Source organism: Aeromonas sp. QDB14, assembly GCF_027707845.1.
Classification (GTDB): domain Bacteria; phylum Pseudomonadota; class Gammaproteobacteria; order Enterobacterales; family Aeromonadaceae; genus Aeromonas; species Aeromonas caviae.
The window spans coordinates 1-15,630 of record NZ_JAPCJD010000020.1; the positions used below are offsets into that span (position 1 = coordinate 1).

Annotated in this window: 17 protein-coding genes; 13 read left to right on the top strand and 4 right to left on the bottom strand. The window is 64.8% G+C overall.

The features are described from left to right. Nucleotides 1–1,188 (top strand): methyl-accepting chemotaxis protein (locus PG887_RS08850; protein ID WP_270821505.1); only part of this gene is annotated, 1,188 nt, incomplete at its 5' end. 72 nt (nt 1,189–1,260) lie between these two features. On the opposite strand, the gene PG887_RS08855 is transcribed toward PG887_RS08850, so the two are convergent. Together PG887_RS08855 and PG887_RS08860 are read right to left on the bottom strand one after the other, a co-directional pair. Continuing rightward, a complete protein-coding gene (locus PG887_RS08855) occupies nt 1,261–1,458 on the bottom strand; it encodes a hypothetical protein (protein ID WP_104455715.1) in 198 nt (65 codons plus the stop codon). A 61-nt stretch (nt 1,459–1,519) separates the two neighbouring features. Continuing rightward, nucleotides 1,520–2,416, bottom strand: coding sequence for a DMT family transporter (locus tag PG887_RS08860; RefSeq protein WP_270821507.1), 897 nt, complete (start codon nt 2,414–2,416; stop codon nt 1,520–1,522). Nucleotides 2,417–2,527: 111 nt separating this feature from the next. Between PG887_RS08860 and rsxA the strand changes: the two genes are divergently transcribed. The 8 genes from rsxA (at nt 2,528) to gloA (ending at nt 9,976) form a co-directional block, all read left to right on the top strand. Beyond that, complete coding sequence (gene rsxA, locus PG887_RS08865; protein WP_039038677.1) at nt 2,528–3,109, top strand: electron transport complex subunit RsxA; 582 nt, start codon at nt 2,528–2,530, stop codon at nt 3,107–3,109. 4 nt (nt 3,110–3,113) lie between these two features. After that, nucleotides 3,114–3,680, top strand: a complete 567-nt coding sequence (rsxB, locus tag PG887_RS08870; protein WP_042017194.1) for an electron transport complex subunit RsxB — start codon at nt 3,114–3,116, stop codon at nt 3,678–3,680. Between the two features lie 14 nt (nt 3,681–3,694). Beyond that, complete coding sequence (rsxC, locus tag PG887_RS08875) at nt 3,695–6,328, top strand: electron transport complex subunit RsxC (protein ID WP_270821508.1); 2,634 nt, start codon at nt 3,695–3,697, stop codon at nt 6,326–6,328. Between the two features lie 3 nt (nt 6,329–6,331). Then, nucleotides 6,332–7,384, top strand: a complete 1,053-nt coding sequence (rsxD, locus tag PG887_RS08880; RefSeq protein ID WP_010674314.1) for an electron transport complex subunit RsxD — start codon at nt 6,332–6,334, stop codon at nt 7,382–7,384. Nucleotides 7,385–7,427: 43 nt separating this feature from the next. Then, nucleotides 7,428–8,060 carry an electron transport complex subunit RsxG gene (rsxG, locus tag PG887_RS08885; protein WP_270821509.1) on the top strand — a complete coding sequence of 211 codons (633 nt, stop codon included), beginning with the start codon at nt 7,428–7,430 and terminating at the stop codon, nt 8,058–8,060. A gap of 16 nt (nt 8,061–8,076) precedes the next feature. Beyond that, a complete protein-coding gene (locus tag PG887_RS08890; RefSeq protein ID WP_010674312.1) occupies nt 8,077–8,835 on the top strand; it encodes an electron transport complex subunit E in 759 nt (252 codons plus the stop codon). A 14-nt stretch (nt 8,836–8,849) separates the two neighbouring features. After that, the gene (gene nth, locus PG887_RS08895) at nt 8,850–9,491 is read left to right on the top strand and encodes an endonuclease III (protein WP_270821511.1); all 642 of its coding nucleotides are present in this window, start codon (nt 8,850–8,852) and stop codon (nt 9,489–9,491) included. A 77-nt stretch (nt 9,492–9,568) separates the two neighbouring features. Continuing rightward, nucleotides 9,569–9,976, top strand: a complete 408-nt coding sequence (gene gloA, locus PG887_RS08900; RefSeq protein WP_128313719.1) for a lactoylglutathione lyase — start codon at nt 9,569–9,571, stop codon at nt 9,974–9,976. Nucleotides 9,977–10,045: 69 nt separating this feature from the next. Here gloA and PG887_RS08905 read toward each other — a convergent pair whose 3' ends face one another. Beyond that, a complete protein-coding gene (locus tag PG887_RS08905; RefSeq protein WP_042879119.1) occupies nt 10,046–11,677 on the bottom strand; it encodes a methyl-accepting chemotaxis protein in 1,632 nt (543 codons plus the stop codon). A gap of 295 nt (nt 11,678–11,972) precedes the next feature. Here PG887_RS08905 and PG887_RS08910 point away from each other — a divergent pair, with 295 nt between their 5' ends. After that, nucleotides 11,973–12,902, top strand: a complete 930-nt coding sequence (locus tag PG887_RS08910) for a ZIP family metal transporter (protein WP_270821515.1) — start codon at nt 11,973–11,975, stop codon at nt 12,900–12,902. A gap of 28 nt (nt 12,903–12,930) precedes the next feature. On the opposite strand, the gene PG887_RS08915 is transcribed toward PG887_RS08910, so the two are convergent. Continuing rightward, nucleotides 12,931–13,086 (bottom strand): hypothetical protein, encoded by a 156-nt coding sequence (locus tag PG887_RS08915; protein ID WP_223954960.1) that lies wholly within the window; start codon nt 13,084–13,086, stop codon nt 12,931–12,933. A 46-nt stretch (nt 13,087–13,132) separates the two neighbouring features. Here PG887_RS08915 and mtnN point away from each other — a divergent pair, with 46 nt between their 5' ends. From mtnN to PG887_RS08930, 3 genes are read left to right on the top strand one after another with little or no spacing between them, the layout of a single operon-like run. Beyond that, on the top strand, nt 13,133–13,825 hold the full coding sequence (gene mtnN, locus PG887_RS08920; protein WP_223954959.1) for a 5'-methylthioadenosine/S-adenosylhomocysteine nucleosidase: 693 nt from the start codon (nt 13,133–13,135) through the stop codon (nt 13,823–13,825). Between the two features lie 26 nt (nt 13,826–13,851). Further along, nucleotides 13,852–14,784 carry a cobalamin biosynthesis protein CobD/CbiB gene (locus tag PG887_RS08925; protein WP_223954958.1) on the top strand — a complete coding sequence of 311 codons (933 nt, stop codon included), beginning with the start codon at nt 13,852–13,854 and terminating at the stop codon, nt 14,782–14,784. Further along, nucleotides 14,777–15,616, top strand: coding sequence for a cobalamin-binding protein (locus PG887_RS08930; protein WP_128271880.1), 840 nt, complete (start codon nt 14,777–14,779; stop codon nt 15,614–15,616). Before PG887_RS08925 ends, PG887_RS08930 begins: the two co-directional genes overlap by 8 nt. Nucleotides 15,617–15,630 lie beyond the last annotated feature (14 nt).

Genomic DNA, 15,630 nt, shown 5'->3' on the forward strand with positions numbered 1-15,630 from the left:
ATGACTCATGATGAACCCTGTTCCATGGCTCCAGATGACAAACATGATCTCATATCAGGGACTTGTTCGCACCTTCCCAAGCATCACAGCACCCTCTGCTTCCCCGACGACGTCAATACCCGGGATTACGAGACCTTGTGGCAGGATCTGCGCCACGGCGTCTCCCGCAGCGGCCGCTTCATTCGCCAGTCGAAATCCGGCAAGGCCGTGTGGCTGGAGGCGACCTATTTCCCCATCGTGATCGACGGCAAGGTGGTGCGGATCGCCAAGGTCGCCTCCGACGTGACCCAGCAGCAATCCACCCTGGAGCGCACCCAGGCCCTGCTGGCAGCCCTGGACAAGTCCCTGGCGGTCATCGATTTCCAACCCGATGGCACCGTCATCACCGCCAACCAGAATTTCCTCAACTGCTTTGGTTACCGGCTGGAAGAGGTGGTCGGCAAGCATCATCGTCTCTTCTGTGACACCGAGTTCTACCAGAACAACCCCCATTTCTGGCAGGATCTCGGCTCGGGTGACATCAAGTCCGGGCTTTTCATGCGTCTGGGTCACCGGGGGGAGAAGATATGGCTGGAGGCCACCTACAACCCCATCTTCAACCACGAGGGCAAGGTGGTCAAAATCATCAAGCTGGCGAGCGACATCACCGAGCGGGTGGAGAAATCCATCTCCACCCGGGAAGCGGCCCAGAAGGCGTGTGCCATCGCCAGCGAAACCGTCGCGAGCGCCGCCAGGGGGCGGGAGGTCATCGACAGGGTGCTCGACACCTCCTCTCACATCAACACCTCGGTCAATGCGGTCAGCAAACAGATAGAGCAGCTCAACCAGCAATCCAGGAGCATCGAATCCATCATCTCCACCATCAGCGGCATCGCGGATCAGACCAATCTGCTGGCCCTCAACGCGGCCATCGAGGCGGCCCGCGCCGGGGAACAGGGACGGGGATTCGCGGTCGTGGCCGACGAGGTGAGGCAACTGGCGGCGCGCACTTCCAGCTCCACCAGCGAGATCGTCACCGTCATCAAGCACAACTCGGAGATCACCTCCCAGATCACCCAGACCGTCTCCGTCGTCTCCGACAAGGCGGTGGCAGGTCAGGAGCAGGCCACCATCATCGCCGACGTCATCAAGGAGATCATCGAGGACGCCAACTCGGTGTCGGACACCGTCAAGAGCCTCTCCATCTGAGCGACAGCTGCCAATGACAACGGGGGGCCCAGGCCCCCCGTTGTCATTGCTGTCCGCCCACCCGAAACCCGCTCAGCCATCCCCCAGGAGATAGTGTCTGGCTTCCTCGTCCGCCAGCGCGAGGGCGATGTCCCATAGCGCGGCGATGCAGAGCCCCTCCTCCTCCACAGCTTCCTCTTCCAGCGCCTCCAGGGCTCTGGCATCGGCCAGGGTAAAGGGGGGATGGCTCAACAGGCTTTTGGCCGCGGCCAGCAAGTGCATGTCGCTCATCGGTCGGCTCCTTCTTAGACAGCGTGTTTCCCTACCCAGACTGTAGCCCAATGACGGCGACTCATCCCCCGGTGGCGACTGCCTGCGCACGCTTCCTGCCGGACGGCAGTTGGCCCACCCCGATGCCGGCCAGCACGGCGGCACAGGCCACCCATTGCAGGGCAGTGAGCGTCTCTCCCAGCAGCAGATAGGCGAGCAGCAGGGTAAAGACCGGTATGAGGTTCACATAGGCAGCCGCCAGGGTCACCTTCACCTGGGTCACCGACCAGTTGTAGAGCAGGTAGGCACCCAGGGTCACGAAGGCACCGAGGAAGAGGATGACCCCCATGTCCTGCCAGGCCCAGCTCGCGGGCCAGGGCGCACTGAAGGCAAAGGGCGCGAAGAAGAGCGTGCCGACGAAGGCCTGCAACGCCGTCAGTGTCATCACGCCGTAGCGGCTGGAGAGCTTCTTGAATACCACGGAATAGGTGGCGGCGCAGAGCATGGCGCCCATCTCCAGGCTGTTGCCGAGCAGGGCGTTGGGAGCGAACTCGTCGGCGCCCTCCCCCAACCCCAGCAGGGCGATGCCAACGATGGCGATGGCAAAGCCCAGCAGTTGGCGGCGACTCACCCGCTCTCCAAGCAGTACGAAGGCCACCAGGGCCACCATCAGGGGAAGCAGGGCACAGACCATGCCGGCCTGGCCGGCACTGGTGTAACGCAGGGCGTTGACTTCAAGAAGGAAGTAGAGGCAGGGCTCAAGCGCCCCCATCAGGGCCAACCAGCGCCAATCCCCCTTCTGGTAAGTGACGCGGCCAAGCTGGCGGTAGCAAAGCAGCCAGCAACAGGACGCCACCCCCATCCGCATAAAGAGCACCTGACCGAAGGACCAGATCTCCAGCACATGTTTGAGGGCGATGAAGGAGCTGGACCAGAGCAGCATGGCCAGGGTCAGCGTCAGGACGGGTAAAAGGCGCACAATGCCTCCATGAATTGGGCATTCGAATAATAACCATACGGCCTTGCGGTTGTCTAAAGGCACCTAACATCAGATAATACGGCCGCCTTCATACCGGATAACCCATCTTCAATGACTGAGTACCTGCTTTTACTGGTCGGCACCGTGCTGATCAACAACTTCGTGCTGGTGAAGTTCCTCGGCCTTTGCCCCTTCATGGGTGTCTCCGGCAAGCTGGAAACCGCCATCGGCATGGGTCTGGCCACCACCTTCGTCATGACGCTGGCCAGCGCCTGCTCCTATCTGATGGAGCACTACATCCTGATCCCGCTGGAGATCGCCTACCTGCGCACCCTGGGCTTCATTCTGGTGATCGCCGTGGTGGTCCAGTTCACCGAGATGGTGATCCGCAAGAGCAGCCCGACCCTCTATCGCCTGCTCGGCATCTTCCTGCCGCTCATCACCACCAACTGTGCCGTGCTCGGCGTGGCGCTGCTCAGCATCAACGAGCGCCACAACTTCATCCAGAGCATCATCTACGGCTTCGGGGCCGCCGTCGGCTTCTCCCTGGTGCTGATCCTGTTTGCCGCCATGCGTGAGCGGCTGGTGGCCGCCGACGTGCCGGCACCGTTTCGTGGCGTCTCCATCGCCATGGTCACCGCTGGCCTGATGTCGCTGGCCTTCATGGGCTTTACCGGCCTCATCAAGATATAACGCTATGATTCACATACTCTTTGCCATTCTGGTGCTGGCCCTGCTTGCCCTGGCCTTCGGCATCATTCTCGGCTTTGCCGCCGTCAAGTTTCATGTGCAGGCCGATCCCATCGTCGATCAGCTCGATGCTCTGTTGCCCCAGACCCAGTGCGGCCAGTGCGGTTACCCGGGCTGCAAACCCTACGCAGAAGCCCTGGCCAATGGCGACAAGATCAACAAGTGCGTGCCCGGTGGCGACGCCACCATGCGCAAGATTGCCGACCTGATGGGGGTCGAGCCCCAGTCTCTGGACGGCGGTGAAGACGCGGCAATCCCCGTCAAGAAGGTGGCCTTCATTCACGAAGACATGTGCATCGGTTGCACCAAGTGCATCCAGGCCTGTCCGGTCGACGCCATCCTGGGTGCCACCAAGGCGATGCACACCGTCATCGCGGCCGAGTGCACCGGGTGCGACCTCTGCGTCGACCCCTGCCCGACCGACTGTATCGAAATGATCCCGGTGCCGACCACGGTCGACAACTGGAAATGGGATCTGGCCAAGGTCGCCATTCCGGTCAAGATAGTGGAATAAACAGCGGAGTAACCATGCAGCATCTGCTCGAACGCATCAAAGCCGGCACTCTGTGGGATTTTCACGGCGGCATCCATCCCCCCGAGAACAAGCACCAGTCCAGCCTGACCCCCGTCGTTGACGCGGGCCTTCCCCCCCAGCTCATCATTCCGGTGCGCCAGCACGCGGGTCCGGCCGGCGAACTGCTGGTGCGGGTGGGGGACAAGGTCAAGAAGGGGCAACCCCTCACCCGTTTTGACAAGGGACGCATCGTGCCGGTGCACGCTTCCACCTCGGGCACCATCACCGCCATCGAGCAGCACACGGTGGCGCACCCCTCCGGTCTTGACGATCTCTGCATCCTCCTCACCCCGGACGGAGACGATGCCTGGGGCGAGCGCACACCCCAGCCTGACTACTGGAACCTGGAGCGGGGGGAGTTGCTCGAGCGCATCCAGCAGGCCGGCATCGCCGGGCTCGGCGGCGCCGTCTTCCCGACCCACAGCAAGCTCGACGGCCGTGGCCAGCTCACCGAGATCCTCATCGTCAACGGGCTGGAGTGCGAACCCTACATCACCACGGATGACAGGTTGATGCAGGAGTACGCCGACGAGATCATGGACGGCATCCGGGTACTCAAGCACCTGCTCAAGCCCAAGCTCACTCTGATCGGAGTGGAAGACAACAAACCGGCGGCCATCGAGGCCCTGACCCGCCATGCCAGCGACGCCGACGTACTGGTCAAGTCGGTACCGACCAAGTACCCCTCCGGCGGCGCCAAACAGACCATAGAGCTGCTCACCGGACGCCAGGTGCCCAAGGGAGGCCGGGCGGTGGACATGGGCATCATGGTGCTCAACGTCGCCACCGTCTTTGCCATCAAGCGCGCCATCATCGATGGGGAGCCGCTCATCGAGCGCATCGTCACCCTCACCGGCGACGCCTTCAAGAAACCCGGCAATGCCTGGGTGCGTCTGGGCACGCCGGTACGCTGGCTGCTCCAGCGTTTCGAGCTGCAACCGGAGGCGGATCAGCGGGTGATCATGGGGGGCCCCATGATGGGCTTCACCCTGCCCCACGCCATGGTCCCCGTGGTCAAGGCCACCAACTGCCTGCTCTCCCCCACCCGCGCCGAACTGCCGCCCCCCGGCCCGGAACAAGCCTGCATCCGTTGCAGTGCCTGCGCCGATGCCTGCCCCGCCACCCTGCTGCCCCAGGAGCTTTACTGGTACAGCCGGGTCAAGGAGTACGACAAGGCCGAGAAGCTCAACCTCTTTGACTGTATCGAGTGCGGCGCCTGTGCCTGGGTCTGCCCGAGCGAAATCCCCCTGGTGCAGTACTACAAGATCGCCAAGGATGACATCCGCGAGGCCCGTGCCGAGGCCGAGAAGGCCGAGCGCGCCAAGCAGCGCTTCGAGGCCAAGCAGGCTCGCTTCGAGCGTGAGAAGGCGGCCCGCGAAGCCCGCCACGCCGAGGCCGCAGCCCAGCGTCGCCAGGCCATGACGACGGCCGGGGGCGAAGATCCGGTCGCCGCCGCCCTGGCCCGCATCAAGGCCAAACAGGAGACGGCCCAGGTGGCCGTGAGTGAACCCGCACCGGACAACGAGGCCATGATTGCCGCCCGTGAGGCGCGCAAGCAGGAGGCCATCGCCCGTCGTGCCGCCAAGGCCGCCAATGGCGAGGGCAATGGGCTGGCTGACACCCCGGCACCAGGGGAGCAACATTCCAAGGCAGAGCTGGATCCCAAGAAGGCCGCCATCGCCGCCGCCCTGGCACGGGCCAAGGCCAAGAAAGCCGCCCAGGCGCAAGGTGACGGGCCGGTGGTCGCAGGTGAGACATCTGTGAACACAACCGAACACGCCGTTGAGGCCCCGGCCGCCGCATCCGAGCCCGCCGCCGAGGTGGATCCCAAGAAGGCGGCCATTGCCGCCGCCATCGCCCGGGCCAAGGCCAAGAAGGCTGCTCAGGCGCAAGGTGATGGGCCTGTGGTCGCGGGCGAGACATCCGTGAACACAAGCGAACACGCCGTTGAGGCCCCTGCCGCCGCATCCGAGCCCGCCGCCGAGGTGGACCCCAAGAAGGCGGCCATTGCCGCCGCCATCGCCCGGGCCAAGGCCAAGAAAGCCGCCCAGGCGCAAGGTGATGGGCCGGTGGCCGCGGGTGAGACATCTGTGAACACAAGCGAACACGCCGTTGAGGCCCTGGCCGCCGCATCCGTGCCCGCCGCCGAGGTGGATCCCAAGAAGGCGGCCATTGCCGCCGCCATCGCCCGGGCCAAGGCCAAGAAAGCCGCCCAGGCCCAAGGTGACGCACCGCCGGACGCGGATAAGACATCCGTGAACACAAGCGAACACGCCGTTGAGGCCCCGGCCGCCGCATCCGAGCCCGCCGCCGAGGTGGACCCCAAGAAGGCGGCCATCGCCGCCGCCATCGCCCGGGCCAAGGCCAAGAAAGCCGCCCAGGCGCAAGGTGACGCACCGCTGGACGCAGGTGGCATCTCCGCAAACACAAGCGATACCGCCACCGCCGAGGCCCCTGCCGCCGCATCCGGACCCGCCGCCGAGGTGGACCCCAAGAAGGCGGCCATTGCCGCCGCCATCGCCCGGGCCAAAGCCAAGAAGCTGGCGGCCGAGGCTGCCTCCTCCCCTTCGACCGACAAGAGCCACTGATCCATGTTCAATATCGCGAGTGCGCCCTTTGCCCACAACCGCAAACAGACCCAGACCCTGATGGTGCTGGTGATCCTGGCCTGCCTGCCCGGCTTCCTGGCGCAGACCTGGTTCTTCGGCTGGGGGACCCTGATCCAGATCCTGCTGGCGCTGGTCACGGCCCTGGGTTCGGAGGCCCTGGTCCTTCGCCTGCGCGGCCGGCCCGTCAAACCGGCCCTGCTGGATGGCAGCGCGGCCCTGACCGCCGTGCTCATCGGTCTCTCCCTGCCCCCCCTGCTGCCCTGGTGGATGCTGGTGCTGGGCACGGCGTTCGCCATCATCATCGCCAAGCATCTCTATGGCGGGCTCGGTCAGAACCTGTTCAATCCTGCCATGGTGGCCTATGTGCTGCTGCTGGTCTCCTTCCCGGTCCAGATGACCAGCTGGCTGCCCCCTTCAAGCATCGCCGCCTACGACATCGGCTTCGCCGATGCGGCCTCGGTGATCTTCACCGGCTTCAGCCTCGACGGCTACAGCATGCTGCAGCTCAAGCAGGGGGTGGATGGCCTGACCATGGCCACGCCGCTGGATACCTTAAAGACCGGGCTGACCCAGGGGCTGACCGCCACCGAAGTGATGACCCACAAGGTCTTCGAGGGCTGGGGTGGCATCGGCTGGAGCTGGGTCAACCTCGGCTACCTGCTGGGAGGCCTCTTCCTGCTCCAGCAGAAAGTGATCAACTGGCGCATTCCGACTGCCGTGCTGGGCGCATTGCTGCTCGCTGCCACCCTGGGCTATCTGGCCACCCCGGATGCCACCGCCACCCCCATGCTGCACCTGTTCAGCGGTGCCACCATGCTCGGGGCCTTCTTCATCGCCACCGATCCGGTGAGTGCCAGCACCACCGCAAAGGGGCGCCTCGTCTACGGTGTGCTCATCGGCGTGCTGGTCTATGTCATCCGCCGTTTTGGCGGCTATCCGGATGCCTTCGCCTTCGCCGTGTTGCTGGCCAACCTGTGCGTTCCCCTGATTGACAGTCTGACCCGCCCCAAGGTCTATGGAGCCCGTCGCAAATGAACCCACATCTGAATTGCCGCAGACGCGAGACAGGGAGCCTCCCATGTTGAAAAGCATGCGCAAGAATGGCCTGACCCTGGCCCTCTTTGCCCTCGGCTGCACCGCCATGGTGGTGCTGACCAACGAACTGACCCGGGATCGCATCGCCCACCAGCAAGAGCTGGAGAAGCTGCGCACCCTGCAGGCCCTGCTGCCCGAGGGGAGTTATGACAACGATCTGGTGGCCAGTTGCAAGCTGGTCAGCAGCCGGGAATACCTGGGCAGCGATGAGCCCATGCCCCTCTATACCGCCACCCTCAAGGGGGTGCACACCGGCTACGCGCTGGAAACCGTGGCCCCCGATGGTTACAGTGGAGCCATTCGTCTGGTGGTCGGCACCGATGCAAAGGGGGCCGTCAGCGCGGTCAGGGTGCTGGCCCACAAGGAAACCCCGGGGCTTGGTGACAAGATAGAGCTGAAGAAATCCAGCTGGATCGAAAGCTTCACCGGCAAGTCCCTCACGGCCGACAACGACGCCACCTGGGCGGTGAAGAAGGATGGCGGCGAATTCGACGCCTTCACCGGAGCCACCATCACCCCGCGGGCCGTGGTCAAGGCGGTGAAAAATTTGCTGAGGCTGCAACAGGAGCACCCCGAACTGCTGCACGATGCCCCCTCCTGCCATACCAACCCCTAACGCCGGAGCACACGCAATGGAACAAGTCGACGTGATTGACACGGCCAGCCAACCCGCCGGGGAAAGTGGCCGCCGCGAAGAGCTCAAGGAGCTGATGCTGCAGGGGCTGTGGAAGAACAACCCCTCTCTGGTGCAGGTGCTGGGGCTCTGCCCCACCCTGGCGGTCTCCTCCACCTTTACCAATGCGCTGGGGCTCGGCCTTGCCACCATGGTGGTACTGGTCTGCTCCAACCTCGCCGTCTCCCTGGTCCGCAACTGGGTGCCCAAGGATATCCGCATCCCGGTCTACGTGATGATCATCGCGGCCCTGGTGACCAGCGTGCAGCTGTTGATGAACGCCTACACCTACGGCCTCTATCAGGCGCTCGGCATCTTCATCGCCCTCATCGTCACCAACTGCGTCATCATCGGCCGTGCCGAAGCCTATGCCTCCAAGAACCCGCCCCTGCTTGCCGCCCTCGACGGCTTCATGATGGGGCTGGGCTTTACCCTGGTGCTGCTGGTACTGGGGGGCCTTCGCGAGATCATCGGCATGGGCACCCTGTTTGACGGTGCCGAGCTGCTGCTGGGTGACTGGGCCAAGTCATTGCGCGTCGAGCTGTTCCACGCCGACGCCAGCCTGCTGCTGGCGATCCTGCCCCCCGGCGGCTTCATCGGCCTCGGTTTGATGATCGCCGGCAAAAACGCCATCAACGACTGGATGGGCCGCAAGCAGAGTGCCGAGAAGGCCCACTGCACCGTGCCGGCGGCGGGCGCCCGCACGACCCAGCTCTGAGACAAGAGAGAGCCATGAACAACCAGAAACGCAGGCTGATCCTGGAGCGGTTGCGCGATGGCAACCCCCATCCCACCACAGAGCTCAACTTCACCACGCCCTTCGAGCTGCTCATCGCCGTGCTGCTCTCGGCCCAGGCCACCGATGTCAGCGTCAACAAGGCCACCGACAAGCTCTATCCGGTGGCCAACACCCCCCAGGCCATGCTGGATCTGGGGGTGGACGGGGTCAAGGAGTACATCAAGACCATCGGCCTGTTCAACACCAAGGCCGAAAACGTCATCAAGACCTGCGCCATTTTGCTGGAGCGCCACGGCGGCGAGGTGCCGGAGAATCGCGAGGCCCTCGAGGCCCTGCCCGGCGTCGGCCGCAAGACGGCCAACGTGGTGCTCAACACCGCCTTCGGCTGGCCCACCATCGCCGTCGACACCCATATCTTCCGGGTCTCCAACCGCACCGGCTTTGCCGTGGGCAAGAACGTCGATCAGGTGGAGGAGAAGCTGCTCAAGGTGGTCCCCGCCGAGTTCAAGCTGGACGTGCACCACTGGCTCATCCTGCACGGGCGCTACACCTGTCTCGCCCGCAAGCCCCGCTGCGGCTCCTGCATCATCGAAGATTTGTGCGAATACAAAGAGAAGGTCTATCCCGAGAGTTGATCTGCAGGCCTCTGCGGATCCGGTCTCGGGCCATGGATTCAAGGCAGTACCAATCCACCAACCCGGAGAATTGAGCAATGAGAATTCTGCATACCATGTTGCGCGTCGGCGATCTGCAACGTTCCATCGACTTCTACACCCGAGTGCTGGGCATGACACTGCTGCGCAAGAGCGAGAACAGCGAATACAAGTACACCCTGGCCTTCGTCGGCTACGGCGACGAGAAGGATGAAGCCGTCATCGAGCTCACCTACAACTGGGGGGTGAGCGAGTACGAGATCGGTTCCGCCTATGGCCACATCGCCCTGGAAGCGGACGACATCTACGCCACCTGCGAGGCGCTGCGCGCCGCCGGCGCCAAGATCACCCGCGAGCCGGGCCCGGTCAAGGGCGGCACCACCGTGATCGCCTTCGTGGAAGATCCGGACGGTTACAAGATTGAGCTGATTGCCAAGAAAGACGCCGGTACCGGCCTGGGCGCCTGAGCCCACGCCGCCTGGCGGTGAGAAAAACAACGGGGCCCAGGGCCCCGTTTTCATTGGCTGCGGCCACCGTCAGGCCAGACGGAAGCGCCCCATGCTCTGGCGCAGACCCGCCGCCAGCTGGCTCAGCTCCAGACAGGCTTTGGCGGTGTGATCCGCGCCGGTCGCGACCTCGTTGGAGGAGTCGTTGATGCGCGCCACGTTGCGGCCCAGCTCATCGGAGACCGCATCCTGCTCGCCACAGGCACTGGCAATCTGGATCGCCATGTCGGCTATCTGGGCCACCGCCTCTTCAATCTGACGAATGCCCGCACTGGTGCGTTCGCTCTGGCTCACGCACTGGCGGATCATCTCGCAACTCTGGCCGGTCACCGACTTCGCCCGGTTGGCACGGGCCTGCAGGGTCTCGATGATGGCGACGATTTCGCCGGTGGAGGCCTGGGTACGCCCCGCCAGGGTGCGCACCTCGTCGGCCACCACCGCAAAGCCGCGCCCCTGCTCACCGGCACGGGCCGCCTCGATGGCGGCATTGAGTGCCAGCAGGTTGGTCTGGTCGGCAATGCCGCGAATGACATCCACCACCAGGTTGATCTGGGCGGACTCTTTCTCCAGTTCACTCACCAGGTTGCCCGCCTGCTCCATCTCACCGGCCACCCGGGTGATGGCATCCAGGGCCCCCTGCACATCCTGACTGCCGCGACGAGCCAGGGCATTGGCGGAGCTTGCCGACTCCGAGGCCACCTCGGTGTTGCCCGCCACATCCGCTACCGTCGCCTTCATCTGGGCCATGGCGGTGGCGACCTGGGCTATCTCCTGCTGCTGGCTCAGGATCCCCTGGGATGATTGCTCGGAGACCGCGCTCACCTCCTCGATGGCGGCCCCCAGCTGGGTCACGGCGGCGGCCACCTCCTCGATGAGCCCACGCAGGTTGTCCTGCATCTTGAGGGAGGCGCTGGCCAGCATCCCCAGTTCGTCCTGCCCGATGTGCTGGCGATCCAGCCGATGGGTCAGATCTCCCAGGGCGATGGCATTGGCCTGGGCCACCACGGCTTGCAGGGGCAGGCAGATCTGGCGGGTGAGGAACCAGGTCATGACCCCCATGAAGATCAGCAGGGTCGCGATGCTCACCACGGCAAAGGTCATCACCATGGTGACGCTGCCAAGCAGACTGCCACGGTTCTCTTCCACAAAGCCAAGATTCACCTTCACCAGGGCACGCACCGCCAGCTCCAGCTCGGTGTAGAGTCCGTTCGAGCGAAACAGCGCCTCCCTGGCCTCATCCCTGCTGCCCTGGAACAACAGGGCATCCACCTGGTTGACGGCCCCCAGATATTGCAGCCACTGCTGCTTGACGCGGTTGAAGGCCTGGCGTTCATGCTCGGCCCCCACGGTTGCCTCGTAGGCATCCATGACCTGCTGCACCTTGCCCAGGCTCTCCTGGATGCGGGCGCGGCGAACCTGCCTGTCGACGGCATCTTCCACCATCAGCAGGGCAAACTGGGCACGGCGCACATAGGAGACGTCATAGAGCAGGTTGTCCACCGAGAGCACGCTTGGCAGGGTGGAGTCGGTGAAGTTCAATACCCGATCCCGAATGTCCCGCAGTTCGGTGGCGAGAAACAGGCCGAAGACTGCGTTGATGACGGCAATGACCGCAAAGACGGCGGCAATCTTCTTGCCGATGGAGAGATGCTTGTAAGACATGTTGGCTGGTGATCCTCGACTGCAGATGTGCAGTGACACAATGATCACATCCGTGTAAGCGGTGACCCGAGACTCCTGACGGGAAATGACGATGGGAGCGAAGAGAGGGGATCCCTTGCTTCCCGCTCGCCCCACGCCGGGCCTTGTGCCCGCCACGAGGCTGCCAGCACAGGAGCGACCAGCTCGACGCAAAACTTGAGCCGATTGCCACAATCGGTCCGCCGTCATGGACAAAGCAGGGGCCAGGTTATGTAATGGCCGCTCGTCTCTCCCCATTCCTGTCTTCAGAGGCCCCATGGACAACGTATCGACCCTCTCCCCTTCCTGGTCTGTCCAACTGCGCGAGCAGATAGCGGATCGCCCCCTCATCGCCCTGGGGCTGCTGCTCGCCCTGGTCGCCGTCCTGCTGCTCCTGGTGCAGAGTCTCGTCATGCTGGCAGCAGGGGAGATCACGCCCGGGGTACGCTATGGCCTCATCGGCGGCGCTGCGGGGTTTGCCGCCACGGCGCTGGGCGCCCTGCCTGCCCTGTTCCTGCGCGCCGTACCCCAACGGGTGGAGGATGCCATGCTGGGGTTCGCCGCCGGCATGATGCTGGCGGCGAGTGCCTTCTCCCTGCTGCTGCCGGGGCTCGAGGCCGCCGAGGGGATCACGGGTGACGGCTTCCTCGCCGCCGCCGTGGTGGTGGCCGGCATGACCCTCGGGGTGCTGCTGATGCTGGGACTGGATCAATTCACCCCTCACGAACACGACAAGACCGGCCCCTGTGGTCCCGGCCATGAGAGCTGCTCACGGGTCTGGCTGTTCGTCTTCGCCATCGCCCTGCACAACCTGCCCGAAGGCATGGCCATCGGGGTCAGCTTCTCCCAGGGAGACATGACGGTGGGACTGCCCCTCACGACCGCCATTGCCCTGCAGGACATTCCCGAAGGGCTGGCGGTGGCGCTGGCCATGTGCGCAGCCGGTTTTCGCCCGCCGGTGGCCGTGCTGGTCGCCATCGGCAGCGGCCTGCTGGAACCGCTCGGCGCCCTGCTCGGGGTCGGACTCGCCAGCGGCATGGCCATCGCCTACCCCGTGGGGCTCGGGCTCGCCGCCGGCGCCATGCTGTTCGTAGTCTCCCACGAGGTGATCCCCGAAACCCACCGCAATGGCCATCAGACCCACGCCACTCTGGGCCTCATGGTCGGCTTCGCCCTGATGATGACGCTGGATACCGCGCTGGGATAACACGTCAGCCCCCGTGCACGCCTTGTTCTCACACGAAGCGTTCTCCGAGCCGCTGGCCCTGTTCACCCGCCCCCTGCAACGGCTGGCGGAAAAGGGCGAGTTGGCGGCTCTGGTCGAGCGCCATCTCTGACCCCCCATCCACACCATCGCAATGCTCGGCGCCACCGCCAAGTTTTGCTATCATCCACGCCAACTTTTTCGGCCCAGCGGCCATCGAGACGAGGTAGATGATGAAAGTAGGTATTATCGGCGCCATGGAGCAGGAAGTGGCCCTCCTGCGCAGCCAGCTGAGCGAGCCCACCACCCTGCAACTGGGCGGCTGCGAGTTCTATCAGGGCAAGCTGGCCGGTAAAGAGGTGATCCTGACCCGCTCCGGCATCGGCAAGGTCGCCGCCAGCGTCGCCACCAGCCTGCTGCTGGAGAAGTTCGCTCCCGATTGCGTCATCAACACCGGTTCTGCCGGCGGCTTCGCCCAGGATCTGCACATCGGTGACGTGGTCATCGCGAGCGAGATGCGCTTCCACGACGTGGACGTGACCGCCTTCGGTTACGAAATGGGCCAGATGGCCCAGCAGCCCGCCGCCTTCCCTTGCGACGAAAAACTCATCGCCCTGGCACAAGCCTGCATTGCCGAGCAAGGCAAGCACCAGACCAAGGTCGGGCTCATCTGCACCGGCGATCAGTTCATGTGCAAGCCGGACGCCATCGCGAAAGCCCGTGCCGACTTCCCGCAGATGCTGGCGGTGGAGATGGAAGGGGCCGCCATCGGCCAGGTGTGCCACATGTTCAAGGTGCCCTATCTGGTGGTACGGGCCATGTCGGACATCGCCGGCAAGGATCAGGTGGAATCCTTCGATGCCTTCATCGAGGTGGCGGGTCAACACTCCGCCGAAGTGATCATCGCGCTGCTCGGCAAGCTGTGATCGACGCCCCCTCCTGGGATGCTCTGATGACCGCCCTCGCCTCCACGACGGCGGCCATCATGGTGGGGGCCGCCCTGCTGGAGGCCCTGCTGCCCTGGCCCGTACGCTTTCGACCCGGCGCAGCCGTGCCTCTGCTCACCCGCCTCGGCCAGAAGGTCTATCGCCCCGACGGCACACCGCGCCAGCAGAGCCAGGCCGGGCTCCTTGCCCTGCTGGTGGTCTGGGTGCCCTGCGCTGCCGGTCTCTGGGCGGTGCGCAATCTCTCCCTGTCCGAGCCCCTGTTCGACCTCCTGTTCCTGCTGCTGATGCTCGAATCCCGCCCCTTGCGGGAACTCGCCCGAGGTAGCTGCGCCCTGGCGACCCAGGAGACGCTGGTCGTGGCGAGGCTGCAGGTCGCCCCCTGGCTCAAGCGGGAAACCGGCAAGCTCTCGGTGATGGGGTTAAACAAGGCGGTGAGCGAGACCTGTGTACTGCGCCTCGTCGGTCAGTGGGGCGCCCCCCTGCTGGGCTTCGCCCTGGCCGGGGTACAGGGTGCCCTGCTGGTGCGGCTCGCCCAGTTGACCCATCTGGCGTGGAACCCCAAGCAAAGCGCGTTCGTCCACTTCGGCCGCCCGGCTGCGGCGCTCTATCAGGGTTTCTGCGCCCCCGCCATCCTGTTGCTGGCGCTCCCCCTGTGCCTGACCCAGATGCGCGGGCTGGGCAACAGAGTGCGGCCTGCGCTGCATTGGCCCCATCCCGCCATGGGGGTCCTGCTCGCGCTGCTGGCCCGGGCGACGGGCAGCCGACTCGGCGGCCCCCGCTACTATCAGGGCCAGCTGGTGCGCTTTCCGGTATTTAATGAAGGGAGCGAACCCGATGCCAACCTGCCCCTGCGCCTGCTGCAGCGTCTGCAACTGACCGGCTGGGGCTGGCTCGGGCTCTCGCTGCTCCTGACATTGATGGAGCTCAATCATGGCTGATCGCGTTTCCCTTCGTGCCCTGGGCCTGTTTGTCTGCCTGCTGGGCACCTCACTGTGCGCCATGGCCACCCCGCCGCAGCGCATCGTGAGCCTCACTCCCCATCTGACGGAACTGCTGTTCGATATCGGCGCCGGGGATCGCGTGGTCGCCACCGACGATGCCTCCGATTACCCCGCCGAGGTGGCCAACCTCCCCAGGGTGGCCAACTATCGCAGCATCAACCTCGAGGCGCTGCTGGCCCAGAAGCCGGATCTGGTAGTGGCCTGGCGCTCCGCCCAGGCCCGCATGCTGGGCCCGGTCGAGCGCCTCGGCATTCCCGTCTTCTACTCGGAGCCCACCGACTTTGCCTCCCTGGCTACCGAGATGCGCAGCCTGGGGCACCTTCTCGGGCTCACGCCCAGAGCCGACGAGCAAGCCCGCGCCTATCTGACCCGGCTCGACGCCCTGGCGGCGCGCTACGGCGAGCCCAAGCCCCTGTCTGTCTTCTATCAGCTCTGGTACCCGCCGCTCACCAGCGTCAATAATTCGACCTGGCCGGGGCAGGCCATCACCCTCTGCGGCGGACGCAACATCATGGCGACGACGGGAGCAGCCTACCCCCAGGTCGGGCTGGAGCAGGTGATCAAGGCCAATCCCGGGCTTATCCTGGCTGGCGGCCGGGATCCTTCCGTGCTGGATCACTGGCGGCAGTGGCCCATGCTGGACGCCGTCAAACACCAGCGGCTCGCCCTCATCAACGCCGATGAACTGCACCGCTTCACCCCCCGCGCCCTCAACGCGGTGGAGCAGATATGCGAGGCGATCGCCGGGAGCAGCGCGCCAACTCCTTGATACCGCCTTCGTCA

Coding starts and splice junctions, on each gene's coding strand:
- PG887_RS08910 (WP_270821515.1), top strand. CDS start 11,973: ATGGACAACGTATCGACCCTCTCCCCTTCCTGGTCTGTCCAACTGCGC.
- rsxC (WP_270821508.1), top strand. CDS start 3,695: ATGCAGCATCTGCTCGAACGCATCAAAGCCGGCACTCTGTGGGATTTT.
- rsxD (WP_010674314.1), top strand. CDS start 6,332: ATGTTCAATATCGCGAGTGCGCCCTTTGCCCACAACCGCAAACAGACC.
- PG887_RS08905 (WP_042879119.1), bottom strand. CDS start 11,677: ATGTCTTACAAGCATCTCTCCATCGGCAAGAAGATTGCCGCCGTCTTT.
- nth (WP_270821511.1), top strand. CDS start 8,850: ATGAACAACCAGAAACGCAGGCTGATCCTGGAGCGGTTGCGCGATGGC.
- gloA (WP_128313719.1), top strand. CDS start 9,569: ATGAGAATTCTGCATACCATGTTGCGCGTCGGCGATCTGCAACGTTCC.
- PG887_RS08915 (WP_223954960.1), bottom strand. CDS start 13,086: ATGATAGCAAAACTTGGCGGTGGCGCCGAGCATTGCGATGGTGTGGAT.
- PG887_RS08855 (WP_104455715.1), bottom strand. CDS start 1,458: ATGAGCGACATGCACTTGCTGGCCGCGGCCAAAAGCCTGTTGAGCCAT.
- rsxG (WP_270821509.1), top strand. CDS start 7,428: ATGTTGAAAAGCATGCGCAAGAATGGCCTGACCCTGGCCCTCTTTGCC.
- PG887_RS08930 (WP_128271880.1), top strand. CDS start 14,777: ATGGCTGATCGCGTTTCCCTTCGTGCCCTGGGCCTGTTTGTCTGCCTG.
- PG887_RS08890 (WP_010674312.1), top strand. CDS start 8,077: ATGGAACAAGTCGACGTGATTGACACGGCCAGCCAACCCGCCGGGGAA.
- rsxA (WP_039038677.1), top strand. CDS start 2,528: ATGACTGAGTACCTGCTTTTACTGGTCGGCACCGTGCTGATCAACAAC.
- rsxB (WP_042017194.1), top strand. CDS start 3,114: ATGATTCACATACTCTTTGCCATTCTGGTGCTGGCCCTGCTTGCCCTG.
- mtnN (WP_223954959.1), top strand. CDS start 13,133: ATGAAAGTAGGTATTATCGGCGCCATGGAGCAGGAAGTGGCCCTCCTG.
- PG887_RS08925 (WP_223954958.1), top strand. CDS start 13,852: ATGACCGCCCTCGCCTCCACGACGGCGGCCATCATGGTGGGGGCCGCC.